At 39.3% G+C, this 25,147-nt stretch carries 21 protein-coding genes; 16 read left to right on the top strand and 5 right to left on the bottom strand.

Annotation, left to right across the window (positions count from 1 at the left end; genetic code table 11):
• The first annotated feature begins 315 nt into the window (after window positions 1-315).
• A complete protein-coding gene (locus tag F7734_RS33735; protein WP_155748894.1) occupies window positions 316-2,304 on the top strand; it encodes a serine/threonine phosphatase in 1,989 nt (662 codons plus the stop codon).
• 39 nt (window positions 2,305-2,343) lie between these two features.
• Entirely contained in the window at window positions 2,344-3,564 is a 1,221-nt protein-coding gene (locus tag F7734_RS33730; RefSeq protein ID WP_155748893.1) for an FHA domain-containing serine/threonine-protein kinase, read from the top strand.
• A gap of 132 nt (window positions 3,565-3,696) precedes the next feature.
• On the opposite strand, the gene F7734_RS33725 is transcribed toward F7734_RS33730, so the two are convergent.
• Both F7734_RS33725 and F7734_RS33720 read right to left on the bottom strand, forming a co-directional pair.
• Window positions 3,697-3,921 carry a DUF4327 family protein gene (locus F7734_RS33725; RefSeq protein ID WP_155748892.1) on the bottom strand — a complete coding sequence of 75 codons (225 nt, stop codon included), beginning with the start codon at window positions 3,919-3,921 and terminating at the stop codon, window positions 3,697-3,699.
• A 789-nt stretch (window positions 3,922-4,710) separates the two neighbouring features.
• On the bottom strand, window positions 4,711-4,905 hold the full coding sequence (locus tag F7734_RS33720; RefSeq protein WP_166482313.1) for a hypothetical protein: 195 nt from the start codon (window positions 4,903-4,905) through the stop codon (window positions 4,711-4,713).
• A 292-nt stretch (window positions 4,906-5,197) separates the two neighbouring features.
• Here F7734_RS33720 and F7734_RS33715 point away from each other — a divergent pair, with 292 nt between their 5' ends.
• The 14 genes from F7734_RS33715 (at window position 5,198) to F7734_RS33650 (ending at window position 21,806) form a co-directional block, all read left to right on the top strand.
• Window positions 5,198-5,623 (top strand): tetratricopeptide repeat protein, encoded by a 426-nt coding sequence (locus F7734_RS33715; RefSeq protein WP_155748891.1) that lies wholly within the window; start codon window positions 5,198-5,200, stop codon window positions 5,621-5,623.
• Window positions 5,624-5,709: 86 nt separating this feature from the next.
• Window positions 5,710-6,699: a UDP-N-acetylglucosamine 4,6-dehydratase (inverting) gene (gene pseB, locus F7734_RS33710; protein WP_155748890.1), complete on the top strand. Its 990-nt coding sequence runs from the start codon at window positions 5,710-5,712 to the stop codon at window positions 6,697-6,699.
• The gene (pseC, locus tag F7734_RS33705) at window positions 6,657-7,865 is read left to right on the top strand and encodes a UDP-4-amino-4,6-dideoxy-N-acetyl-beta-L-altrosamine transaminase (protein WP_243147230.1); all 1,209 of its coding nucleotides are present in this window, start codon (window positions 6,657-6,659) and stop codon (window positions 7,863-7,865) included. The genes pseB and pseC overlap by 43 nt, the downstream gene beginning before the upstream one ends.
• A 43-nt stretch (window positions 7,866-7,908) precedes the next feature.
• Window positions 7,909-8,793 carry an aldo/keto reductase gene (locus tag F7734_RS33700; protein ID WP_155748889.1) on the top strand — a complete coding sequence of 295 codons (885 nt, stop codon included), beginning with the start codon at window positions 7,909-7,911 and terminating at the stop codon, window positions 8,791-8,793.
• Window position 8,794: 1 nt separating this feature from the next.
• Entirely contained in the window at window positions 8,795-9,481 is a 687-nt protein-coding gene (locus F7734_RS33695; protein ID WP_166482312.1) for a class I SAM-dependent methyltransferase, read from the top strand.
• On the top strand, window positions 9,478-10,254 hold the full coding sequence (locus F7734_RS33690) for a glycosyltransferase family protein (RefSeq protein WP_155748887.1): 777 nt from the start codon (window positions 9,478-9,480) through the stop codon (window positions 10,252-10,254). Before F7734_RS33695 ends, F7734_RS33690 begins: the two co-directional genes overlap by 4 nt.
• A gap of 2 nt (window positions 10,255-10,256) precedes the next feature.
• Window positions 10,257-11,546, top strand: coding sequence for an aminotransferase class III-fold pyridoxal phosphate-dependent enzyme (locus F7734_RS33685; RefSeq protein WP_166482311.1), 1,290 nt, complete (start codon window positions 10,257-10,259; stop codon window positions 11,544-11,546).
• Window positions 11,547-11,553: 7 nt separating this feature from the next.
• Window positions 11,554-12,669 (top strand): UDP-2,4-diacetamido-2,4,6-trideoxy-beta-L-altropyranose hydrolase, encoded by a 1,116-nt coding sequence (gene pseG / locus F7734_RS33680; protein ID WP_155748886.1) that lies wholly within the window; start codon window positions 11,554-11,556, stop codon window positions 12,667-12,669.
• 33 nt (window positions 12,670-12,702) lie between these two features.
• Window positions 12,703-13,236, top strand: a complete 534-nt coding sequence (locus tag F7734_RS33675; protein ID WP_155748885.1) for a GNAT family protein — start codon at window positions 12,703-12,705, stop codon at window positions 13,234-13,236.
• A gap of 50 nt (window positions 13,237-13,286) precedes the next feature.
• Window positions 13,287-13,985 (top strand): WbqC family protein, encoded by a 699-nt coding sequence (locus tag F7734_RS33670; protein ID WP_155748884.1) that lies wholly within the window; start codon window positions 13,287-13,289, stop codon window positions 13,983-13,985.
• Window positions 13,986-14,013: 28 nt separating this feature from the next.
• On the top strand, window positions 14,014-14,901 hold the full coding sequence (locus tag F7734_RS33665) for a class I SAM-dependent methyltransferase (RefSeq protein WP_155748883.1): 888 nt from the start codon (window positions 14,014-14,016) through the stop codon (window positions 14,899-14,901).
• 3 nt (window positions 14,902-14,904) lie between these two features.
• Window positions 14,905-16,197 (top strand): MBL fold metallo-hydrolase, encoded by a 1,293-nt coding sequence (locus tag F7734_RS33660; protein WP_155748882.1) that lies wholly within the window; start codon window positions 14,905-14,907, stop codon window positions 16,195-16,197.
• Window positions 16,198-16,205: 8 nt separating this feature from the next.
• Window positions 16,206-17,258, top strand: a complete 1,053-nt coding sequence (pseI, locus tag F7734_RS33655; RefSeq protein ID WP_155748881.1) for a pseudaminic acid synthase — start codon at window positions 16,206-16,208, stop codon at window positions 17,256-17,258.
• Window positions 17,259-17,324: 66 nt separating this feature from the next.
• Window positions 17,325-21,806, top strand: a complete 4,482-nt coding sequence (locus F7734_RS33650) for a hypothetical protein (RefSeq protein WP_166482310.1) — start codon at window positions 17,325-17,327, stop codon at window positions 21,804-21,806.
• Window positions 21,807-21,826: 20 nt separating this feature from the next.
• Here F7734_RS33650 and F7734_RS33645 read toward each other — a convergent pair whose 3' ends face one another.
• The 3 genes from F7734_RS33645 to F7734_RS33635 all read right to left on the bottom strand — a co-directional run bounded on the left by F7734_RS33645 (window position 21,827) and on the right by F7734_RS33635 (window position 25,076).
• Window positions 21,827-22,252, bottom strand: a complete 426-nt coding sequence (locus F7734_RS33645; RefSeq protein ID WP_155748879.1) for a type II toxin-antitoxin system VapC family toxin — start codon at window positions 22,250-22,252, stop codon at window positions 21,827-21,829.
• Window positions 22,252-22,605, bottom strand: coding sequence for a type II toxin-antitoxin system HicB family antitoxin (locus tag F7734_RS33640; RefSeq protein ID WP_155748878.1), 354 nt, complete (start codon window positions 22,603-22,605; stop codon window positions 22,252-22,254). Before F7734_RS33640 ends, F7734_RS33645 begins: the two co-directional genes overlap by 1 nt.
• 215 nt (window positions 22,606-22,820) lie before the next feature.
• Complete coding sequence (locus F7734_RS33635; protein WP_155748877.1) at window positions 22,821-25,076, bottom strand: O-linked N-acetylglucosamine transferase, SPINDLY family protein; 2,256 nt, start codon at window positions 25,074-25,076, stop codon at window positions 22,821-22,823.
• Window positions 25,077-25,147: the final 71 nt, after the last annotated feature.

Raw genomic sequence — 25,147 nt, 5'->3', positions numbered from 1 at the left:
TCTGTAAGAAAATACTGAGACTTACCAAACGCGGTATATCCCAAATACCGCGTTTCTTGCTATGTTACAATCTGGGTGTAAGCGATCGCATCTGCGTAGATCTCTAGCTGAATTGCTAGGTGGTTTTGAGCAGTAAAAAGCTTGCCGATATAAAAAATTCATAGTTAATATTTGTAAAAATAAGAACTGCTACAAAAATTCACTCTATGAACCACAATATTTTGTAAGACTACTGTAGGCAGGAGCTGACAATTGTGGCACTTTGGAATGTAGTGGTCTGAAGCACCTTGGAACGGGAATGAAGGAACTTCCACAATGCTGATATGCCCTCAGTGTAACTTTGAAAACCCCAACACAAACAAATTTTGCCAAAATTGTGGCGAGTCGCTCGCTCATCGAGTCTGTCCGAAATGTAGTGCTGAAGTTGCTTTGGATGCACAATACTGCAATAACTGCGGTGCTGAATGCGGAAAAATTTTGTGGGCGATTGTTACAAAAGAAAAAACGGGGGATTGGGAACTGGGGACAGCAGGACAAGAGGACAAGGAGACATGGAGACAAACAGAAATGGAAGATGTCTCCCCCTCTCCTCTCCCCGCCCGATCTTATTTAGACGGACAGCAGCGATATCAAATTCTAGATCCATCCCTTGTTTTGGAAGAGATTCCCTCCAATACAGAAGTTGGGATGAGAGTTTTAGATTGCCAGCCTTACCAAAGAACTCTTCTGGAGGTGTTACTGCTGAATGACGAACAGGGAGTGCAAACCCCGTCCTTTGGGACTGGTAAAATTCCCAGCCTTGCTAGACCTTATATTGCCTTACAATCTTTGTGTCATTTGGGGATACCCGTGATTCACGATACTTGGCAGCAAGATGGTATACAAGTGGTACTTGTCGAGGATCGATCGCATTGGCAGTCTTTACTTGAAGTCTGGCATGATGAAACAATAAGTTCGTTGCAAATTGTAAACTTTTTTTACCAAATGACTCAATTATGGGCAGTGCTGGAAAAATTTAACTGCCGTCAAAGTCTTTTAGAATTGTCTAATTTACGATTGGATGAAGACCAATCTCTTGCCTTAGAGCAATTGTATGTAGAGCCAGTCCATGAAGAGATTGGAAAAGTGCGATCGCAAGATGAAACAGCTTCAACAGACGGTGTGAAAGCGCAACCGTTCTCAGTGCAAACTCTGGGGCGGATGTGGCAAGCTTTGTTTAGAGAATCTCAACGCACTCAGTTTGGTTCTATCTTGCATTTATTAGGAGACTTGGAACTGGGTAAAGTTGAGTCTCTAGAACAGTTACAATCGCGATTAAAAGCCATATCTTCTGAATTGCAAGGTCTTTCTTCTGCAAATTCTTCTTCAACTAGCCCTGAATTGCCAGAAAATACCGATTCACGGACTATCTTGCAATTGGAAGAGGAGGAAGACACTGACTCAAAAGTGGATGATATGCCAACAGTTGTTCTGCCCATGCAATTAATGAGCTTGGATTATGCGGGGTTGACTGATGTCGGGCGTCAACGCGACCATAACGAAGATTATTTTGGCATTGAAACAGAGATTTATAAGTTGGAATTGCCAAATAACCGTACTTTGCAAGCACGAGGTTTGTATGTTCTGTGTGATGGCATGGGCGGACACGCAGGCGGTGAGGTGGCGAGTGCTTTGGCTGTCAGCACCTTGCGACAATACTTTCAAACTCACTGGGCTTCTAACCAAATGCCTACAGAAAGCGATATCCGTCAAGCAGTGCGGCAAGCAAATAAGGCAATTTACGATGTCAATCAAAAAGACTTCCGTTCTGGTGTTGGGCGCATGGGTACGACCCTAGTGATGGTGCTTGTTTATGATACTCAAGTGGCTGTATCTCATGTGGGAGATAGCCGTCTTTATCGCGTAACTCGCAAAGGAGGATTGGAACAAATCACGGTAGACCATGAAGTGGGTCAGCGGGAAATTGCTAGAGGAGTTGAGCCTAGGTTGGCGTATGCTCGCCCTGATGCTTATCAACTCACTCAAGCTCTTGGTCCGAGAGATGATAACTATATTATTCCTGATGTGAAGTTTTTAGAAATAAATGAGGATACCTTGTTTATTCTGGCTTCCGATGGTTTGTCTGATAATAATTTACTCACATTGCACTGGCAAACTCACTTACAACCTTTGCTTAGTTCTAGTGCTAATTTAGAACACGGTGTCAAAGCTTTAATCGATCTGGCAAACAATTACAATGGACATGATAATATCACTGCTGTTGTTATCAGGGCAAAGGTTCGACCGAATGTGGAGCAACAGTAGTGGATTTCGGATTAGGTATTATGGAATGAAATATTGCTTATGGTCACACTGACCTTATTAGAACCGCAACAAAAAACACCCCTACAACAGTGGCACTTTCAGGACGAAACTGTTATCCGGATCGGTCGTTCGGCTGAAAATGATATTGTTTTAAGTGATAGCTTGGTTTCACGACACCATCTGGAACTAAGACAAATGAGTCTTGCCTTTGGTAGCAAATCTGGGGATGGTTCTTGGCAGGTGACTAGTAAAGGCACAAATGGCACTTTTTTGAATGGTATTTTGGTGACTCAGGCGAAAGTTCCTGATAATTCCTTGTTGCAATTGGCACAGGGGGGTCCTCTTTTGAAATTCCAGCTTAGTGGGGATGTACAACAAAATTTTCAAGCTGTAACCCACAGTTGCACTCATGAAGGCAATTCCCCTAACAATTTATTTTGCATCCACTGCGGTCAGCCCCTCAAGGTACTCCAAAGCATTCGCCAATATCAGGTATTGCGAATTCTAGGACAAGGGGGGATGGGGACGACTTATTTGGCTTGGGATTCTACAGGAAAAGTTGCCGAGCGAGCGCAGCTGCTTGTATTGAAGCAGATGAATGCGGATATGGCAAAAATTGCTAAAGCTCAAGAATTATTTGAAAGAGAGGCATACACTCTCAAATCCCTGAGCCATCCTGGCATTCCTAAATATTATGATTTTTTTGTGGAAGGTGGAAAGAAGTATTTAGCCATGGAATTAGTCCACGGACAGGACTTGGAGAAACTGATCTATAAAAAGGGACCTGTTACACCAAGTCAAGCGATTGGTTGGATGATTCAAACCTGTGATATTTTGGACTACATTCACAGCCAAGAACCGCCTCTTATCCACCGCGATATTAAACCTGCGAACCTGATGGTACGCAATTCTAATAATCGTGTCGTCGTTCTGGATTTTGGAGCTGTTAAGGAAATTGGCACGGCACCTGGAACACGTATTGGCGCTGAAGGTTACTGCGCCCCCGAACAAGAACGAGGACAGCCTGTAACTCAATCGGATTTATACGCCATCGGTCCGACGCTGATTTTTCTGCTAACTGGTGAAAGCCCTTTTAAATTCTACCGCCAAAAGGGGAGAACTTTTCGGTTTGATGTGGCAAGTATTCCCACGATTACTCCCAAATTAAGGGAATTTATTGACCGCGTTACCGAACCTTTACCACGCGATCGCTTTCAAACTGCCAAAGAATTAGCTGCAGCGTTGTATGCGTGTCAATAAGGGTTAGTTGTTAGTGGTTAGTGGATAGTTGTTAGTGGATAGTTGTTGGTTGTTGGTTGTTGGTTGTGCAATCCTAACCAATAACCACTATCTACTAACCACTATCTACTAACAACTAACAACTATCCATTCCTACTCTTCATCCCAAGCTTCTACAGACAGCAATTCGCTCACTGGATCTTGCATGGTAAAGCCATAGTCCAGCAGTTCTTGTTTCCAATGCTGCCAGTCGTTGCCGAAGAGCAAAGCGATTTTCCAAATGCTGTCTGTGGGCTTAATAATTTTAGATTCCACAAGTGAATGCACATTACGTTGCAACTTCACCATTGGGTGAATAACTTGTTGCTTACTACTCATAACCTCGATTAGTTTCAGATTTGGTTTGGTAAATGCTTAATCAAAACTGCTTTCCTCTTTGGAATTGTTCCATCTCGTAGAGTTTTGTACTTTGGCAAAGCAAGTCTTAACCTTTTTACTATATCATAGCTTACTCTACTCGAGTGCAGTTCAATTCGGTTTTGTACGGTAATTACCACAAACTTGGTTAAATTTAACTCTACTCCATCATAGAAGATACCAAGATAAAGAAATCAGCTTTCCTCTACTTGCACAGATGATTGGCTGTGTTACGGGTTGCAAAACAGTATTTGCTTGTTTCACCATAATTTATGCAGTTTTTTTAAACCTATACATTAAGGAACTGTTTTGTGACTTTTGGCAGGGAGTTGGAAATTTTGCTACTCAGCTGTGGGGTGATACCCATTTATCAAACATTATCTAGAAGGATATCGCAAACATCTGACCTTGGATAGGACTAAAACGAAACTTTATAAAAATTTAATCTTTGATGTACGAGGAACACCAATTTACAAAATGCATGGTACATACGCATTGATTATGGGGGCGCAATGCCTTGCGCCCCTAGTATGGTATTTGTACTCAAAAAATTGAGTTGCCATAGCATCATTTGCATCTATCAATAGATAGAAGACAAAAACTTCCACATCTTTAGCGAAAAATTACGACAGGATGTTATACCGTTTCACTTTAATCGCGCTACATTTAAATTCTGTAGAGACTAGCCATGGCGCGTCTCTACATTATCGATTTGTATCATTGATTTTAACAGAGAACACTTGACGTTCATCACGCTTGATTTTTATGCTCATTAGCTTGTATTCTCTTTTGAAATTCTGCTAGCGATTGTTCTGGTGTGGAAACCTTAACCCAACCCGGTTTTACTCTTACAATACTAAGGTAGTACTGGAAAGCGTCTTCATCTTCAGGATGTTGTTTAACATAATTTCTTAGCTCAACTTCTGTTACACTTGTACACCCCACCGTATTGTCTCGTAGTCTTGTTCAAAAATCAAATAGGATTCCTATAAAACAAGAACTGAACTCAAGAAATTGAGTATTAACAGTATCACTTGTGTCTATCAATAGTTATAGTACAGAACAACTTCCACACCGGAAGCTTCATGTGGTGGGCAATGCCTAACAGAAAAACACAGCTTTCACATTTTTCGTGAAAAATTCTGACTGGATGTTAGTTTGCCTGAGGTAGTGGGTACTCTCATAACGGGAGGGTTGCGGTACTTAAGTATTAACCACCGCAGCAAATACGCAAAGCATGGCTAGTTCGGGGGAAGAATACCTAATTGCCCGCCAAAAGCAGATTGACCGAAGAAAAAGAATTGTAACTTGGATATCCATTATATCTTTCGCTGGGTCTGGAATGGCAGCAGTTGTTCCTGCACTACAAAAGATGACTCACAATGAAACACAGCAGCAAGCAGAATCACCGGAGGCTTCATTGAAACAACAGGCGCGGGGATTTGAGCTAGTTTTACAACGGGAACCTGAAAATGTAGTGGCATTAGAGGGTTTGGTTAGGATACGCCTTCAGCTTAAGGATTTTCAAGGTGCTACTCCATCATTGGAAAAACTGGTGAAGTTGCAACCCGAACGACAAGAGTATAAAGCTCTACTAGAGCAGCTAAAGACGAATGTAGGTCAGAAAAAGCAGCCAAGTAGTAAGCAGACTAAGCCTAATTGATACTCATTCATTAGGTAATTTGATAGAAACGTCTCTAAGAAACTTTTTGTACAAGTAATTTAGTTGTTAAAATAATAAACCTAACAATGTTTAATGATAAATCTATTTTGATAACAGGTGGTACAGGCTCCTTTGGCAAGCAATTAGTCAAAAGTTTGCTAAATCGGTACCAACCTCGGAAAATTATCGTTTACTCGCGGGATGAACTGAAACAGTATGAGATGGCACAGGAGTTCAACTCGCCTGTAATGCGTTACTTCATTGGTGATGTACGCGATCGCGATCGCCTGCGTTTGGCGTTTCGGGACGTTGATTTTGTTATCCATGCAGCTGCCCTCAAGCAAATTCCCGCTGCTGAATACAACCCAATGGAATGTATAAAGACAAATATTCACGGCGCTAATAATGTTATAGATGTAGCAATTGAGCAAGAAGTCGAAAAAGTCATTGCCCTATCAACAGATAAAGCAGTCAATCCGATTAATCTTTACGGAGCAACCAAGCTAGCAGCCGATAAACTTTTTGTAGCTGCTAATAATATTGTAGGAGAACGAAAGACTCGGTTTTCGGTAGTACGCTATGGTAATGTGGTCGGTTCTAGAGGGTCAGTAGTACCGTTGTTTCAAAAATTGATTCGGGAAAAAGCACCAGAGATACCTGTTACTGACCCGCGCATGACCCGCTTTTGGATTACGCTTCAACAAGCTGTAGATTTAGTACTGAAAAGCTTGCAACGGATGCAAGGCGGAGAAATTTATATACCCAAGCTTCCTTCAATGAAAATGACTGACCTTGCTGAAGCCTTAGCACCAGGAGTGCCAATTAAGATAGTTGGTATTAGACCGGGAGAAAAACTGCATGAAGCCATGTTTTCTGCTGAATCTTCTCACCTAGCAATAGAGTTTGATGACCACTACATCATTAAACCGACCATTCAGTACACCCATACTGTGGATTATACCTGTAACGCTTTAGGGGAAAAAGGAATTCCAGCACCTGAAGGGTTTGAGTATAGTTCTGACACAAATATAGAATGGCTGACAGGTTTCCAACTGCTAGATATGTTGAAGCAATGAATCACTATATTCCCTACGGACGGCAAAGTATCAATCAAGACGATATTGATGCTGTGGTTGAAGTTTTGCGATCGGATTGGATTACTCAAGGACCAGCTATAGAAAGGTTTGAGCAAGCTGTCGCCAACTATTGTGGCGCAAAATATGCTGTTGCGGTATCTAGTGCTACAGCAGCATTACATATTGCTTGTCTTGCCGTTGGTTTGGGACAGGGGGATATTTTATGGACATCACCTAATACTTTTGTGGCTTCAGCAAATTGTGGATTATACTGTGGAGCCAAGGTTGATTTTGTAGATATCGATCCCCGTACCTATAATTTGAGTGTGAGTGAGTTAGAGCGGAAGTTGGCTTGGGCTGAAAAGCAAGGGTGCTTACCTAAAGTCATCGTCCCCGTGCATTTTGCAGGACAATCTTGTGAAATGGAGCAGATTCATGCTTTGGCGCAACGCTATGGTTTTAGAATCATCGAAGATGCTTCTCACGCTATTGGGGGAAGCTATCACGGACAAAGTATTGGTTGTTGTCAATTCTCTGATGTAACAGTTTTTAGCTTTCACCCAGTTAAAATTATTACGACTGGTGAAGGCGGTATGGTGCTGACAAACCAGGAGGACTTGTATCAGAAATTAATCAGGCTGCGGAGTCATGGTATCACCCGAAATGTAGATTTGATGCAAGGGAAACCTGACGGTTCTTGGTACTACGAACAGTTGGATTTGGGCTTTAACTATCGGATGAGTGATATCCAAGCAGCCCTGGGCGTTAGTCAGTTGCAACGGTTAGATGAGTTTGTCAAACGTCGCCGTTTTTTGGCTGAGCGTTACAATCAGATGCTACAAGGTTTGCCGGTTGTATTGCCGTGGCAACACCCTGAGACCGAATCAAGCCGACATTTATACGTGATTCGGCTCAAGCTAGATAAGATTAATAAAACTCATCATCAGGTGTTTGAAGAACTGCGCCAAGCTGGAATTGGTGTGAATCTACACTATATTCCGGTTCACACCCAGCCTTACTATCAACAACTTGGTTTTAACTTAGGTGACTTTTTTGAGGCTGAAAGTTACTACCAAGAATCTATCAGTCTCCCAATTTATTATGAATTACCAGTAGATAGTCAAAGTCAGATTGTAACTTTCCTTAAAAAAGTCTTAGAAAAATAGTTCTATACTGGATAAATTCTGAAATTCTCTATAGATAATTGATATGAAAATTGGTCTAGGTACTGCACAATTCGGTTTAAACTATGGTATATCCAATCTACTAGGTAAAACTTCGGCTGAGGAAGTAGAAAAAATCTTGGAAGTAGCAATTCGCAATGGAGTCAGTTTTATAGATACAGCACCAGGTTATGGAACTAGTGAAGAAATACTGGGCAAGAAGATTCTACATGATTCTATCTTTCAGATTATTACAAAAACACCAAAATTCTCAGATAATTCTATTACTAAAGATGATGTAGAAATGTTAGAAAAGACTTTTTTACAATCAATCTCAAAGCTAAATAAAGCATCTGTATATGGATTGTTAGTACATAATGCCGATGATTTACTATCAGAAAATGGAGATTTATTAATAAAAAAGATGCAAGAATTAAAATCTCAAAATTTAGTAAAAAAAATAGGTGTTTCTATATATAATGGAGAACAAATTGAGAAAATTTTAGATAGTTACCCTATTGATTTAATTCAAGTTCCTATTAATGTACTAGATCAGAGATTGCTCTTCAGTGGTTATTTACATAAATTGAAGAAATTTAACATTGAAATTCATGCTCGTTCTATATTTCTTCAAGGCTTACTGTTAATGAATCCAGAACACGTGTCGTCTTTTTTCAATTCCATTAGAGAACACCTAAAAATCTACCATGAATTTATATTGAGCAAGGGGATAACACCAATTCAAGCAGCTCTTAATTTCGTCACACAATTGACTGATATAGATGTTGTCCTAGTTGGTATTAACAATCATCAACAATTAAAGGAAATTTTTTTAGCATCAACAGATTCATGTCCAATAAGTAGCCAAGAATTTGCTCAATTCGCATTAACAGATAAATTTATATTAAACCCTGGATATTGGAGGCTTTAAAGTGATTTTTCAAGAAACTTTTTTTCTACAGCAAGAAGCTAACAACTGGTTTCAAAGAAATCAAGCAGTTTTAGAGACTTTTGATCGTGATGATAAGTTTGACTGGGTTTGCTACTTACTAAAGTTATTAAATGAGAAAGATAAACTTAATAATATTGTTGACATTGGCTGCTCTAATGGCTGGCGACTTAATAAATTAAGTCAACAAGGTTTTGGAAAATACTTTTTTGGTGTTGATGCTAGTTTAGAAGCTATTCAATCAGGTAAAGTGCATTACCCACATTTAAACCTGTACCAGGGTATGTTATCTCAACTACCATTGAAAACAGAATTCGATTTAGTTATTGTTGCTGGTGTATTGCACTGTGTCGATCGCCATACTCTTGTTAGGTCAATTGCTGAAATTGATAGAGTCACTAAAGATGAAGGAGTTTTAATCATCGGAGATTTTTTACCAGATTTTCAGCAACGTCGTCACAACCACCACTATCCAGAAGAACCTATTTATACATACAAGCAAGATTACGCCAAAATATTTGAATCATTTGGAATGTATCGAGAGCTAATAAAAGTAACTTCACATTATGATGAACCAGGAGTTCCTACAAATTCTGGTGAGAACTCTTCCAGATTTGGATGGACTTGTCTACAAAAATCCTTACACAGTTTTTATCCAGAAATTTCATGATTCTAGCAATTCTTCAAGCTCGTTTATCGTCCTCACGTCTACCAGGAAAAGTGCTCAAACCTATTCTAGGTATACCAATGTTGGCACTTCAAATTGAAAGAATTAGAGATACAAAACTGCTTAGCTTGATACTGGTTGCAACCAGCCAAGAGACTACAGATAATCCCATAGAGGAACTATGCAACAATCAACGAGTAGAGTGCTTTCGAGGTCAGTTGCATGATGTGCTCGATCGCTTTTATCAAGCAGCTAAATTATACTCTCCAGAACATATTGTTAGACTGACGGGCGATTGTCCACTAACCGATCCAAGTTTAATTGATGAAGTTATCAATTTTTATTTAACTGGGAATTTTGACTATGCAAGTAATGCACTGACCCCTACTTACCCAGATGGGTTAGATGTAGAAATCTTTCGTTTTAGTTGCCTAGAACAAGCCTGGGAAGAAGCACAATTACCTTCACAAAGGGAACATGTTACTCCATTTATTTATCAGCAGCCTAAACGTTTCAAAATTGGCAGCTACCAGAATAATATTGACCTATCACATTTACGCTGGACAGTTGATGAACTGGTCGATTTTCAGCTAGTATCAAAAATCTATGAGTCTCTATACACTAAAAAGCCAAAATTTACAACTAAAGATATTTTAGATTTTCTGCGTGTAAATGCTGAGTTGCAGACTTGGAACACGTGCTATCAACGCAATGAAGGGTTCCAACAATCATTACTTAAAGACGAAGTGTTTATTAAAAATGCTAATGAGGTTTAATTGTGTCAGAAAGATATCAAAATTCGGAAGCATTCTTGGCAAAAGCCCTTAACATCATTCCTCTAGGAACTCAAACGTTTAGTAAGAGTAAAACTCAGTACCCCTTTGGCGTTTCCCCCTACTTTATAGCTTGGGGAAAAGGTAGCCATGTTTGGGACGTGGATGGGAACGAATACATAGATTATATTAACGCGTTAGCAGCAGTGACGCTGGGCTATAACGATCCAGACGTGACAGCAGCTGTTCGAGACCAGTTGCAAGAAGGAGTCATTTTTTCCTTACCCCATACAATTGAAATTCAAGTGGCAGAAAAAATTGTTGAGATGGTACCATGTGCCGAAATGGTGCGTTTTGGGAAAAACGGTTCAGATGCGACATCTGGGGCAATTCGTCTAGCAAGGGCTTACACAAGACGCGATCGCGTGGCTGTCTGTGGATATCATGGTTGGCATGATTGGTACATTGGTTCAACAGCTCGAAATTTAGGCGTACCTCAAGCAGTACAGAAATTAACTCACACGTTTTTCTACAACGATATAGACTCATTACACAAAATATTTCAGAAATACCCTGACCAGGTAGCTACCGTTATTTTAGAACCAATGAATGTCTTTGAACCCACTAACAACTTTTTACAAAAGGTTAAGGATCTCGCTCATGAAAACAACGCAGTCTTGATTTTTGATGAGACGGTAACAGGATTTCGCTACGCTAACGGGGGAGCACAGGAATACTTTGGAGTCGTGCCAGATTTAGCCACGTTTGGCAAAGGGCTGGCAAATGGTTATCCAATTTCTGCTGTGACTGGTCGGGCAGAAATTATGCATTTGATGGAAGAAATCTTTTTTTCATTCACTTTTGGTGGTGAAGCGTTGTCACTGGCTGCAGCACTAGCAACCTTGTCTAAGTTACAGCAACAGCCAGTCATTGCAACATTAAAAAACCAGGGTCAGAAAGTTCTGACTGGAGTGGAAAAGCTGATTGATTATCATAAAGTCAGCCACATTCTGTCTGTATCTGGGAATCCAACATGGTCATTTTTATTAATCAAGGATGTCCCCCCTTACAGCAGTTGGCAGATTAAAACACTCTTTCTACAAGAGGTATTTGCACAAGGTATCTTGACGCTTGGCAGCCACAATATGAGTTATGCTCACAGCGATGCTGATGTGACCAACTTGCTAGCTATCTATGAAAAAGTATTTCCGCTTTTACAGGATGCTATAGATAATTGTACGCTTGAGAAGTATCTTCGATGCCAACCTTTGGAACCTTTATTTAAAGTTCGGTGATAGGATCATGTATTTCGTTTTCCGGGTTGACTCATCCATCGAGATTGGTACAGGTCATCTGATGCGTTGTTTGACTCTAGCAGATGCTTTATGTCAAAGGGGTAACAATGTTACTTTTATATGCCGCAATTTTTCAGGAAACTTAAGTAATTTACTTGAGAAAAAAGGTTTTGAGGTTCACCTATTGCCAACAACAACTGCCCTGCTTAACGAGCATCAACAGAGGAGAACATATGAGCAATGGCTAGGAGGGAGTTGGGAGACTGATGTGGAGCAAACTAAAGCGATTTTGGATAAAAAGCAACAGGACATTAATTGGCTGATTGTTGACCATTACTCCCTAGATTATCGCTGGGAGTCGCAACTAAGACCTTATGTTCAGAAGCTGATGGTTATAGATGATTTGGCAGATCGTCATCATGATTGTGATTTGCTTTTAGATCAAAATCTGTATGAGAATTTCGAGATTCGTTACAACGATCTTGTACCCTCTTACTGTCAGAAGTTTCTGGGACTGCAATACTTGTTACTGCGTCAGGAGTTTATAGAAGCACGGCGGACGCTACGCCAGCGAGATGGAAACGTTAAGAGAATTCTAGTTTTCTTTGGTGGTAGCGATCCGATGAATGAAACAGCAAAAGCGCTGAAAGCCATTCAATTGTTAAACCGACCTGATATTGCCGTTGATGTCGTAGTTGGAGCATCACATCAGCAACAGGAAGAGATTAGACAGTTGTGTAATGCCATACCTAATACAACTTTTTACTGCCAGGTGAATCAAATGGCGGATTTAATGGCAAAGGCTGATTTGGCGTTAGCAGCCGGTGGTACTAACACATGGGAACGCTGTTTCCTGGAGTTGCCAACAATAACTTTAGCGATCGCAACCAATCAACTAGAGCCTCTCACTGCTATTGCTACAAAAGGTGTCATCAGAAATTTAGGTTGGTGCAAAAATATTAATGTTAGAGATTTATGTGATGAAATCAAAAGATTAATTGAAAATCCCGATCTTCTTCGCAAAATGGCTCTTTTAAATAAAGAATTCATGAATAGCTCTTTGCTTCTTGAATCCGAACACCCCATTATTACGGCGCTTATGGAATCTCCATTGACCTCCTAAGATAAACTCAAATATTACAAAGAGGAAATTTATATGATAACTTCCATTACAGGCGATCGCATAGGCTTCAAAAATATAGAAATTGATGATTTAGAAAAAATATACATATGGAAAAATGATTTTGAATTAGATAGTTTAGTCATGTCACATCCCTTACCTGTTAGTAAAAAGGAAGTGGAAGATTGGCTAAAAAACAATCAATCTGATAAGCATCAAGTTCTTTTTGGAATATTTTTACTGGAATCACAACAGTGTCTTGGCATTGTGAGACTCATGTTTATTGATTGGATCGGTTCTACGGCGGACTTAGGGATATATATTGGAACTAAAGAACTTAGAGGTCAAGGTATTGGTCAGGAAACTGTCCGATTAATTTTGAATTATGCCTTTAAAGGTCTTAACTTACATAAAGTTTGTTTAAGAGTTCTTGAGTCAAATCTTAATGCCATTCGTTGTTATCAAGTCTGTGGATTTGTTCAAGAAGGATTACTGAGGCAGCAATATTGGGTGAATGGTAAATATGAAAATGTTATATTAATGGGTATTTTAAAGAGTGAATTTAAATAGCAATTTTAGTTTTTTACTACTTACAGATTAGCAACGCAGGAGGAAATCAATTGAAATGTGCCATTATGCAACCAACATATATGCCTTGGGCTGGTTACTTTAACCTAATTTCTCAAGCTGATATATTTGTTTTTTTAGATGACGTACAGTATGAGAAAAGCTCTTGGCAAAATCGAAATAGGATTTTACTGAATGGTCAAGTACATTGGATAACTGTACCGTCTCAGCGATTATATCTCGGTCAGAGCATCAAAAATATTCAAATAGATGAGAAACGGAATTGGAGACAAAAGCATTTTAAATTAATTAGTCAAGCTTATGCTAAACATCCTTATATCAATGAATTACTGAACGTTTTGGAAATAATATTAGAACCCTCAATTATATTTTTGTCAGAGCTAAATATAAAAATTATTAGAGCTTTTGCCAATAGCTTAAACTTATATCCTAAGTTTGTAGTTTCTAGTGAATTAAATATTTGTGGTCAACGTACAGAAAGATTAGTCAAAATTTGCGAATACTTTAATTGTAATGAGTACGTTAGCCCAGTAGGGGCAACTGAGTACTTATCTAAAGACGGAGATTTTAAAGATTCTCAAATACACCTTTCCTTTCAAGAATTTCTACCTAGTAACTATGCACAACATAAGCAAAATAGCTTTATCAGCCATTTGTCAATTCTTGATGTACTAGCTAACTTAGGATGGAAAAAAACATCACAATATGTGACAACCGGAACAGTAAATTAAGAGTAAGATTCATCAAGGATATTTAACAATGACAAATAGTAAGTATCATCTAGAACCTCATCCAGAATTTGGTTTTTTACAAATAAAGCCAACTCCAACACCTGAAGAAATTACTCAGTTTTACGCTAATGAATTCTATGCAGCTTATCCTAAATTTAATGATTCCGCTCTTGAAGTACAACTGTTAGATAAAGAGTGGCTGGATGCTAGCAGAGAGGATATGTGTGTTAGTGTTTCTGAGATAATAGGGGAACCTTTAGCAGGTAAGAAAATACTAGATATTGGTTGCGGTTGGGGTCAAGCTCTTTTCTACTTCCAAAATAAAGGAATGGTGTGCTATGGCTTCGATCCAGCTCCAGAAGCTGTAAGCTATGCCAATAAACACGGACTAAATGTTGTCCAAGCCGGTATGGAAAAAATGGATGTCTTTGAAGGGCATGAATTTGATGTTGTTACTTTGTTAAATGTTTTGGAACATCTTGCCGATCCAGTAGCTACGTTGCGTGAAATTAAAGAGAGACTATTAAAGCCAAAGGGCTTACTCATTATTGATGTTCCCAATGAATTTAATGCTTTCCAATTAGCGGGTAGAGACGTACATAAGTTAGAGGATTGGTGGGTGGCTCCACCCGGACATTTAAATTATTTTAGCAAAGACACTCTATGCAATCTTCTCGCTAATTTAGGATACGAAGTCAAGCTCACTAAATCTTCATTTCCAATAGAAATGTTTTTACTATTTGGTGATAATTACGTTAAGGATGGTCCATTAGGTCGCCAGTGTCATGAGCGCCGTATGGCATTTGAACTGAATTTACAGAAAACTGGACATATGCAAGTTTTACATAAACTCTATTGCTCATTAGCTGAACTAAATTTAGGTCGTCAAGTTATTGCTTATGCCGTGAGGAATTAAACAATGAAACTGATGAATATCGGCGGTGCAACCGCCATATTGGAACACAAGGGGAAAAGAATATTGTTTGACCCTTGGCTTAACGATGGTATTTTTCATGGTGCTTGGTATCACTATCCACCATTGCAAGTTAGTCTGAAAGATATAGGTAGGATTGATTACCTTTATATATCACATATACATGAAGACCATTGCGCTGCAGGAACTATTCAGCATTTGAACAGAGATGCTGAAGTCATTTTAATGGATAGGTCGCCAAATTATGTTGCTAAATTTTTAGAGCTACACGGATTTCAATTTAAAAAAATTCATCTAATTAAGCCTCGTACACCTACTCAAATTGCTCCCGGCTTATGGGTTGATATGCTAGAAGCAGATCCCGCTCATGAGCTAAACTACCTAATTGATTCTGCTCTAATTCTCAATTGGGATAACTTTATTATCTACAACGCTAATGATTGTTCCCCCTACAATGGAGGATTAAAGTACATTCAGGAAAAGCACGGTAACGTTGATTTGGCATTATTACCTTATGCTGGAGGATCTGGCTATCCTGCTTGTTACACAAATCTCTCAGATACAGAAAAAATGAGAGAAAAACAACGAATTTTTGAACACAACTTACAAGAATTTGTCAATACAGTAAAAACACTACAGCCAAGCTACGCAATGCCATTTGCCGATCAATACGTTATTGCTGGCTCAAGGTCTGACTTAAATAAATATTTGCCGCATCCACCAGATGGATCGGTGGTTCTTGATGCCTTGAAAAAGGTAGGTTGTGAAGAGAAAGCACTTTTATTAAAGTCTGGACAAGTATTTGATTTTGAAATCCAACAAAAAATACCTAATATTCCTTACCAGCCTCACTCTGAAGAAGATAGAAATCAATACATAGCAAATGTTGTAAAACATCAAGTCTATGACTATGAAACTTTTTCGATGAACCTGAGCGTACCTATAAAACGTTTAGTAGAATCTGCTCGTTCAAGACTATGGAGGGAACAACTTAAGGAGCAGTACTTTCCCAATTTCTACTATTATTTTGATGTTCCAGATAGAAATCGTCGTTTTCATATTCCATTGAATGTGGAGACTGTAGAAGAAGTGGCTTGGAATGCTTCTTTATCTGAACCCTATCTGCGTATTACAATTCCAAGTACTTTGTTGATATTATTGTTAATTGGTCATATTTCTTGGAATATTGCTGATGCAGCACTTTTTTTAGATTATGAACGGGTTCCCAATATTTTTAATCCTAAAATCCATGCTTTTATTAATTATTTAAGACTGTAAAAAGTTCTATGAAAGAAATTAAAATTAGAGACCGAAAAATTGGTGTTGAGCATCCTCCCTTCGTGATTGCTGAGATGTCTGGCAATCACAATCAATCTTTAGAAAGAGCTTTAGAAATTGTAGATGCTGCTGCTAAAGCAGGCGTACACGCTCTTAAACTCCAGACCTACACTGCGGATACAATGACTTTGGACATCGACGAGGGTGAGTTTTATATTGATGACCATAAAAGTCTATGGCATGGTAACTCCCTGTATCAGCTATACCAACAAGCTTATACGCCCTGGGAATGGCACAAACCCATTTTTGACCGTTGCAAGGAACTAGGAATTATTGGCTTTAGCACTCCTTTTGATGCTACGGCTGTACATTTTCTCGAATCTCTAGATGTACCTTGTTATAAAATTGCCTCTTTTGAAAATACTGATTTACCCTTGATTCGCAAAGTGGCTAGTACAGGTAAACCAATGATGATCTCTACTGGTATGGCGACAGTGGCAGAGTTAGATGAAACTGTACGGGCAGCACGCGAGGCGGGATGTCAGGATTTGATACTACTTAAATGCACCAGCACTTATCCTGCGACACCAGAAGATACAAACCTGCTGACAATTCCTCATATGCGTGACCTGTTTAATGTTCAAGTGGGACTGTCTGACCACACTATGGGAATTGGCGTTGCCGTTGCTAGTGTTGCACTAGGGGCTACAGTTATCGAAAAGCACTTCACCCTACGACGGGCTGATGGTGGTGTGGATTCAGCTTTTTCAATGGAACCACATGAAATGCAACAGCTGGCGATCGAGACTCAAAGAGCTTGGCAAGGGATGGGTACCATAAAGTATCAGCCTACAGAAGCTGAGAAGGAGTCTTTGGTTTATAGGCGATCGCTCTACATTGCCCAAGACATGAAAGCAGGAGATTTCTTGATGCCAAAGAATCTGAAATCGATGCGCCCAGGGTTAGGTTTACCCCCGAAATATTATGAAATTCTGTTAGGAAAACAAATTAAACAGGATGTCAAAATGGGAACACCTTTAAAGTGGGAGTTAGTTAGTTAGCGCAGCTTGAAAAAGTACAAAATCTTATACCGTTAGCCATACCAAAAATTACATATGTTTACAGCAATGTCTGAAAGTAAAAAAATATTATTCTTCTCTCCCTACTCAGCATGGCTTCTCCACAGCCAAGTTGATGCTGTTATGGCGAAGGCACTAGAAATGCGGGACTGTGACGTACTAAGCGTTATTTGTGATGGAGTTTATCGAGACTGTTACATTACTCGAGGAATGAGCAGTCAACAAGCCCTCAATAGTTGTCAATCTTGTTCGCAATTAGGTCAGCGTTTTTTTGATTCATTTGGTTTGCCCTATTTGCAACTGCGTGATTTTATCTTACCTGATGACTATGCGATCGCTAACCTGTGGATAGAAACTGTCGATTCAGATGATTATGCCAACGCCACCTATCAGGAATTGCCAATTGGGAAATGGGTTACTTCATCAATTTACACTTACTTTAGGATCTCCCCCCATCGGTTATCTATGCCTAATGTCCGTAAGATTCACAGGCAATATCTCATGGATGGTTTGATAACGTATCAAGCTGTCTCAAGATTACTGGATACCCACCAACCAACAAACTTATTTTTATTTAATGCACGACTTGCACCATATAGAATAGCTTTTGAAGTAGCACGCCAACGACAAATAGATACGATTGTTCATGAACGAGGTTATATTGCTGATAGCTTCAGCTTTTTTGACAATTGTAGTGTTTTGAGTACTAAACCTCCTCTAGACTGTGTCCGTGCTTGGAAAAATATTCCTCTTAAAGAGTCTGAATTACTACAAGTCAAGAAGTATTTTACTAATCGGGAAGCTGGACTTAATCTAAGCTGGCCATCATTTTATGACTTCAAGACCAATTATGCAGAAGTTCGACAAAAACTGCGAATACCTGCAAATGCAAAAATCTTTACAGTTTTTACATCAAGTGAAGATGAACTTAGGGCGTTTGAAGATTATGCAGGAATTACAGAACAGCTTGATATCATCGATCGTTTAATAAACATCTTTGCGGATAGGGATGAATATTTAGTGGTTCGTCATCATCCACTTATTGCAGGCGATAAATTTACTCCACCTGATACCGATCTCTTGACAAGAGCTTATCATCAAGCACTCTTGGCACCAAAAAATGTGCGGATTGTGATGCCATCTGAGCAATTAACTTCCTATGCTTTGTTGTGGAATACGGAGGCGGCGATCGCGTTTTTTAGTACTATTTCCATTGAGTCCGCTGCAAGAGGTGTTCCAACCGCAAGTTTTAAAATCTCTCCATATCACCAAGCTTTAAGGTATGTCATAGAAACTGATAACCTTTCTACAGAAAATTTGAAAATGCTAGTTGATGAACTGTTAGCTGAATCTGCTCGATCTACTGTAGAAGATATGAGAAATTTGTATAGATTTACTCATGCTTTTTTCTTTAAATTTTCTACTAAGTTTCGTGCCTTTGGTGTTAAAGATTCACATTTTTATGATTTAAGGTTCCAGAGTCTAGACGAACTTCAACCAGGTAACGACCCATCACTAGATAGAATTTGTAATCGAATTCTCAACGGTTCATTTCTTTACGATTTATCAGATAGCGATGACACAAGTCGCTCTCTCTTAGAAGAGGAAAATTTTTTACAACAAGAACTCTTGGAAGTCAAAGAGTTTAGTCAGAAAGTTAGAGAGCAAGCATTGGTACAAAATAATTTCTCCTCAGAGCCAAAAGTTAGTGTCATATACTTACATTATAAAGGAGAAGAGTATAATAACGAACTCTTGCAGAATTGGTTAGAACGATCTAGGTATAAAAATATCGTTTTGCATTGCTGTAGTCATTTAGATTGGGAAAACTACCAAGATGTTATAGATTCAATCATTACTATTCTAAAGTTGAGTAAAGAAGACTATGTTCTTGTAGTTAATAATCAATTTCAATATGATGAGTCATTTATTTCATCAGCTTTGGATATATTATTGGCTGATGGAAACGAAGAAACTTTAGGAGTTTTGTTTGGAGCGTGGCTGGCTTCTTCAGACAATGAGATTCAACAACAAATTTTTACCCAATATGTCCCAGTCTCAAGTTACCATCAAGCTCTGGAAATTCTTCCTTCTCTTCAATACCCACAAACTTTATTGTCCTTTGCTCTAATGCGGTCTCAGGCATTAGTTAGTATTCTAAATACTATTAAGCAAATACCTATAGCTAGCCAAGCTGCTGAAAGTCTATTTACCCTTCTTAACGGAACTGGCATTTATAAGACAAAGATGCCAATGCTTGTCTTACACGAGTCTGAAAGTTCGGAATTACTATCAACTCAAATTTTCACTTGGGTTACCGATTATCAAACCGATCCAAGTAATAAAACTACACTAGCTAACCTTCTCCAAGCTCGAAAGGACATTGCCGATCTATTGCTTGGGCTTAATGCAGATCGATTACCAAGTATATATTTAGGCGACACAGGTAAGGCATATCAAATACTAGTCAATAGTGGTATTCAGTATGAACCACTAACTGAAACTGAACAAGGCTTTGTGGCTGAAACAATGGCACATACAACTAACGGATTTGGTGAATCGCAAGCCATTCAGTATCTACTAGTTGCAATGCTCTACTACCGACCTCATCAATTACCCTTAGCCTGCGACCTAACTCGTATACCTAGCTGGTTGCTCAAAGACTACCTTAAATTTACACTACATCCTCCCCTTTATTTTGAAAAGAGAGGAGAGGTAGATAGTTATTACCAATATATGCAACAGTTGCTTAATGACTTGCATAGTAATATTTTGAGCAATCCTGATTCAGAACTTTGGCTGGAGGTAGCAGGTCATTTTACAAGGGCTGCAAACTTTATTCCTTTGTATTTTAATCAAGCAAACTTGAAAGATATCTACACGAAACGTGCGGATATCATGGAATTCTTCTTGACGAAGATAGGTAGTGAGCTTGAATATGAATTTCCAGAACGCTCCTTAGAATTCAATAAAATTCGCTTGGGAGTTCTTGCGTCTCATTTTGGACCACAAACAGAAACTTTTGCTGCCCTACCTGTATATAAACATTTGAATAGAGATTTATTTGAGATAATTCTCTTCACATTTAATGTTAGCAATCACCGTTTGGAAAGTTACTGCGTTAGTCATGCAGATGCTTTTGTAAAACTACCAAGCGATTTGGTTGACCAAGTGCAAATCATTCGGGAAGCAGAACTAGATATCCTGTTTATTTCTACTAATGTAACTGCAGTTAACCATCAAATTACCTTACTTGCCTTACATCGGTTAGCACCAGTACAGATGGTTGATGCCAATTCCCCTGTATCAACTGGTATGCGTCATGTTGATTACTACATTTCTAGTAAATTGTCTGAGCCAGAAGAGAATGCTCAACAACATTACTCTGAAAAGCTCATTACATTAAACAGTCCTCCTCAATGTTTCGATTTTGCAACTGAGGAACAAATTCTTCCCACAACTCCTATAAGCCGAGAAAGTCTGGGGATTGATAAGACGACTGTCGTTTATATCTCTGGAGCTAATTATTTCAAAATAATTCCAGAGGTAGAAGTGACTTGGGCAAAAATAATTGCCAACGTACCTAATTCCGTACTCTTACTTTATCCGTTCAATCCAAACTGGGCATCCTCCTACCCCTATCTTGCTTTCCGAAAACGTATAGTCGCTACTTTTGCTGAATATGGTCTAAGTGAAGATAAGTTAATTATTCTTGACCCTTTACCGAACCGTGCTGACATTAAAGAACTGTTGAAACTTGCTAACATCTACTTAGATTCCTATCCTTATTCTGGGATGACATCGCTTATCGACCCATTGGAAGTGAGTTTACCAACGGTGGTCATGGAAGCAGAACCCTCTCGTTCTCAGAAGGGAGCATCGCTGCTGCGAGAACTAGAGCTACCTGATTTAATTGCTAATAACGAAGCAACATATATTCAGTTGGCTGTCGATCTCGGTACCGATTGTAAGTTACGCCAACAAAAAAGCGATCGCCTCCTGCAAAGAATGCAGGCTAACCCTATATTTTTGGACAGTCGCTCTTTCTCAGCTCAAATAAAAGAACTTTTCCGAGAATTATTCCGCAAGCATCAGGTACTGGCTCTTACAGAGCATCTCAAGTTAAAAGATATTAACCTCATGATTTTTCCAGATTGGTCACAGCCGGAAGAATTACTTTGTGAGGAGTTGGAACAAGTGATTGGGGCGATCGCAACTCATTCCAATAGTGAAAATATCACTCTACTAGTAGACATCAGCCAAATTTCTTATGAGGAAGCCGAACTATTGTTATCCGGTGTGACTATGAATCTTCTAATGCAAGATTTAGACGTTAGCGAGGGATTAGAAATTTCTTTGTTGGGAGATTTATCGGAGATACAATGGCAAGTTTTGTTACCTCGTATCCAAGCCAGAATTGTTTTGGAAAAGGAAGATAAACAAGCGCTCGCACAAGTACAGGTAGAAAAGCTTCTAGCTTACAATTTAGATAGTTATATGGTATTCTGTAGAGAAATTGCACCAGTTTAAGCCCCTATTCTTTAAACGCACTAATTCTCTACCGTCCAATCTTCAAACTGCAACCTAGGTACGCGGGAAAAATCTCGCTGATTGCGCGTTACCAAAATGGCATTGTGAGAAATTGCAATGGCTGCAATGCGTAAATCTTGCGTACCAATACGAATTTTTTGCCCCTTTAGTTCTATATAACACTTAATAGCTTTTTCATCAAAATCCAGTATTCTAATATTGTTAAAAAACTCTACTCCTTGTCGCAATCCTAAGTAGCCCCATTTTAATCTTTGGGCTTCCGAAGATTGTCGTATAGCGTCCAACCAACCACGCATTTGTTCTTCAACTGTAATCACCGTTATAGCAATTGCTTCTGTTTTTACATTATTTAAACGCTGTTTCACAACAGAATGCTGGTTTTGAAAAAGTGTAAGAGTATCTGTATCTAGTATCCACAAACTCATTAAATTTCATCCTCTGTATCCATTTCTGTATCAAGTTCGCGGCGGTAAGCTTCGATATTTGATACTACCTCATTAAAAAGAGGATTATCTTGATACATTCCAGCAAATTTCATCCAAGGATGTTCGGATTTTGGCACTTCAATTTCTTGGGTAATTATTTCTACATTTTGCAAACGAGCAATTACAAGTTCATGTAAATGTAAAAGTGCATTTTCTCTTGTAGCTGCAAATACTTGACAGTCTGGTAAACCCCAAACTGTTGCTTGATAACCACCTTCTTTTGCTTCGACTAATACGGAATAATTTACTTTGGATAAGCGATCGGGGATATTTTTGATTAAATTAGTAGTCATAAAATTTACCTTCAAAACTTTTCTAGAGTTACAGCGCTTTGCATCTGAATGAGGTACACCCCCCTTTCATCCCCCCTTAGCAAGGAGGGACAGAGGGGGGTAATTTTTGTTCCTCATCAAGTTGAAATCTGCTGTAATTGAGATTAGGGTATTTATCCTATTTCTATTTTTATCCTAGTCTATCACTTCCGATGAAAAGTCCTCTTCCCTAACCCCTAACCCCCTCCTTCCACATACTTTTGCCACATTTGCTCGTAAGCCTTCTCCATCTCACGAGTAAACTGTTTGGCGTTCCACAGAGGCGCTGTTTGTCTTGATGCTTTCAGCTTACTAGCAATTTTCTGCCGCAAAACTTCATCTTTTCCCAACCGTCTACCCCATTCTACATAATCTTCGTCAGTCCAGGCAATGCCTTCTGTAATTCCTGCATTCATCATCATGGTGTAGCTGTTACGAGCAGCAAATTGCTCTCCTACTCGCGTCACCAAAGGAATTCCCATCCACAAAGTTTCCATAGTGGTTGTGGCTCCATTGTATGGATAAGTATCTAATACCACATCGGCAATACCCAAGTTGGCACGATGGACAGCTTCTGTCGCAACATCTGGTAAAAATCGCAGCCTTGAGAAATCAACGCCTTCTTCCTCAGCTATTTGCTCAAAAAAACTTTTCATTGACTTTTGATCGGCAGAACCTTTAATTAGGAAGTAACTGTTTGGTACCGCTTTCAAAATCCGCATTTGCCAGCGTGCTGTTTCAGGATGGCGCTTGTATCCTCCCTGAGAACTGAGATAGATTACTGCATCGCAAGGAATATCTAAGTCATCACGGCGTAAAGTAGGTACTCCTACTTCAAAACCATCTACGGCAATGTAAGTTTTGGGTAAGCGCCAAATTTTCTCACTATAGTACTGCTTAGCTGCGTCTGGTAAAACATAAGGATCGGCAATATAGTAATCAATTGTAGGTACACCCGATGCATCCCAACCAAGCCAACTTACCTGCACCGAAGCTGGTTTGAGCGCCATAACCTCACAAGTGATATTGAGCGTTAAGCTATCAAGATCTACCAAAATATCGATTTCATCTTGATAAATTTTTTCAGCAATTTCTAAAGTATCTATTCCTAGTAAATTGGCTTTGTCAACTTGATTAATGTACCATTCATGCAAGCTATCTTCTCTTTGATTAGAGCCAATTTGATAGGCATTAGCAGCAACAAAATAACCGTGAATTTGAAAGCGATCGCGATCGTGATGTTGAAACAACCATCTTGCCAGCCAGCCCACTGAATGCCTTCTCATGCATTGAGAAATATAACCAATTTTTAATGATTTGGTAGATTTCCCAACATTGGAACTTACTTTTGAGCGCTGGTAATATCGCTCTATGTGTTCTTTTGCATAATTTTCAATATTAGTCTGGCACAACTGAGCAACCTGATTGTAAATTTTTCTATTTTCTTGCGGTCGATCCCGGAAGTAAGGGAAAAAATAACTTGAGCCAAACAGACGTACAACCGTTGTTTGGCTCAAATCGGTGGGTTGTTCTTCTAACAGTGTTGCTAGCAAGGATTGTTGTTTCTGCAATACCAAAGACGCTTCTTCCCAGCGTCCACCAGCATGCATCAATCCACGTAGTACCAAATGATTTGCAAAAACTTCGTCTGCCAGTGTCTTTGAGAGGGCATAGCATCGCCTTGCCATCTCTATGCCTTGGTCGTAATCGCCGATATTTTGATACAAACTAGATAGATGACGCAATAATTCTGTATGAGAACTGTTTATACGCAGGCACAACTCTGCTAACCGTACTGCTACTTTCCCTTGCTGTAACGTAGCAGCAATTTTAATCGCGGCTAAGAGCAGTACCCCTAAAGCGTTGGGCAAATGCTGAACATGAACTAAACAAACTTCCGCAAATTCTTGCGTAGAAGGGTGGAGTGGGGCAGAATCAATAACATCCTCTAGTACTTGCAGCAACCACTTGGCATCAACAGATAAAGATTGCTCAGTGCGTAGCAGTTCAATCACTTCCAGAGTATGTAGCTCATCCCCTGTAAATGTTTCCAATTGGATAGCAAGTTGAATGAGATGTAACAAATTGTCTAAAGCTGCTGGTTGAGCACACCGTATCTGCTCTCTAATTGCTAAAGCTGTGAAATAGTCTGCTCGTGCTGAACGCCTTTGTGCTTCAGCTTGCAGCACCTGTATAAGTTCCTCATTCCATTCATCAACTTGTTCTGGCTCACCGTCTATCATTGCCATGAGCCAAGTTGCTTGAGCTTCCTCCATTTGCCCTTGTAAGAGCAACACCAGCCCTAAATACCAGTAGTGGGACTTCCGTTCTGGTTCTACAGCAATTGCCTGCTCGTAAAAGCTAACAGCTTTATAATAATCTTCTTGAATAAGACTTTTATAGGCTTGTTGCTGCCAATCAGTAGAATTTATTAATAAAGAATCAAAAGTCATATAGTCTCAAAAAGTGACTTGCAGTTCATACCAACAGAGTAGTCATGAAAAAACAACACAACTTGGTATAA

Source organism: Scytonema sp. UIC 10036 (genome assembly GCF_009725235.1).
The sequence above is the reverse complement of the archived record's forward strand: the minus strand, read 5'-3'. Positions and strand labels throughout refer to the sequence as shown.

Bases quoted from the DNA above. Each gene is read 5' to 3' on its own strand.
- F7734_RS33715 (WP_155748891.1), top strand. From the start codon at position 5,198: ATGGCTAGTTCGGGGGAAGAATACCTAATTGCCCGCCAAAAGCAGATT.
- F7734_RS33690 (WP_155748887.1), top strand. From the start codon at position 9,478: ATGATTCTAGCAATTCTTCAAGCTCGTTTATCGTCCTCACGTCTACCA.
- pseG (WP_155748886.1), top strand. From the start codon at position 11,554: ATGTATTTCGTTTTCCGGGTTGACTCATCCATCGAGATTGGTACAGGT.
- F7734_RS33665 (WP_155748883.1), top strand. From the start codon at position 14,014: ATGACAAATAGTAAGTATCATCTAGAACCTCATCCAGAATTTGGTTTT.
- F7734_RS33645 (WP_155748879.1), bottom strand. From the start codon at position 22,252: ATGAGTTTGTGGATACTAGATACAGATACTCTTACACTTTTTCAAAAC.
- F7734_RS33730 (WP_155748893.1), top strand. From the start codon at position 2,344: ATGGTCACACTGACCTTATTAGAACCGCAACAAAAAACACCCCTACAA.
- pseB (WP_155748890.1), top strand. From the start codon at position 5,710: ATGTTTAATGATAAATCTATTTTGATAACAGGTGGTACAGGCTCCTTT.
- pseI (WP_155748881.1), top strand. From the start codon at position 16,206: ATGAAAGAAATTAAAATTAGAGACCGAAAAATTGGTGTTGAGCATCCT.
- F7734_RS33635 (WP_155748877.1), bottom strand. From the start codon at position 25,076: ATGACTTTTGATTCTTTATTAATAAATTCTACTGATTGGCAGCAACAA.
- F7734_RS33640 (WP_155748878.1), bottom strand. From the start codon at position 22,605: ATGACTACTAATTTAATCAAAAATATCCCCGATCGCTTATCCAAAGTA.
- F7734_RS33735 (WP_155748894.1), top strand. From the start codon at position 316: ATGCTGATATGCCCTCAGTGTAACTTTGAAAACCCCAACACAAACAAA.
- F7734_RS33725 (WP_155748892.1), bottom strand. From the start codon at position 3,921: ATGAGTAGTAAGCAACAAGTTATTCACCCAATGGTGAAGTTGCAACGT.
- F7734_RS33700 (WP_155748889.1), top strand. From the start codon at position 7,909: ATGAAAATTGGTCTAGGTACTGCACAATTCGGTTTAAACTATGGTATA.
- F7734_RS33660 (WP_155748882.1), top strand. From the start codon at position 14,905: ATGAAACTGATGAATATCGGCGGTGCAACCGCCATATTGGAACACAAG.
- F7734_RS33675 (WP_155748885.1), top strand. From the start codon at position 12,703: ATGATAACTTCCATTACAGGCGATCGCATAGGCTTCAAAAATATAGAA.
- F7734_RS33650 (WP_166482310.1), top strand. From the start codon at position 17,325: ATGTCTGAAAGTAAAAAAATATTATTCTTCTCTCCCTACTCAGCATGG.
- pseC (WP_243147230.1), top strand. From the start codon at position 6,657: ATGGCTGACAGGTTTCCAACTGCTAGATATGTTGAAGCAATGAATCAC.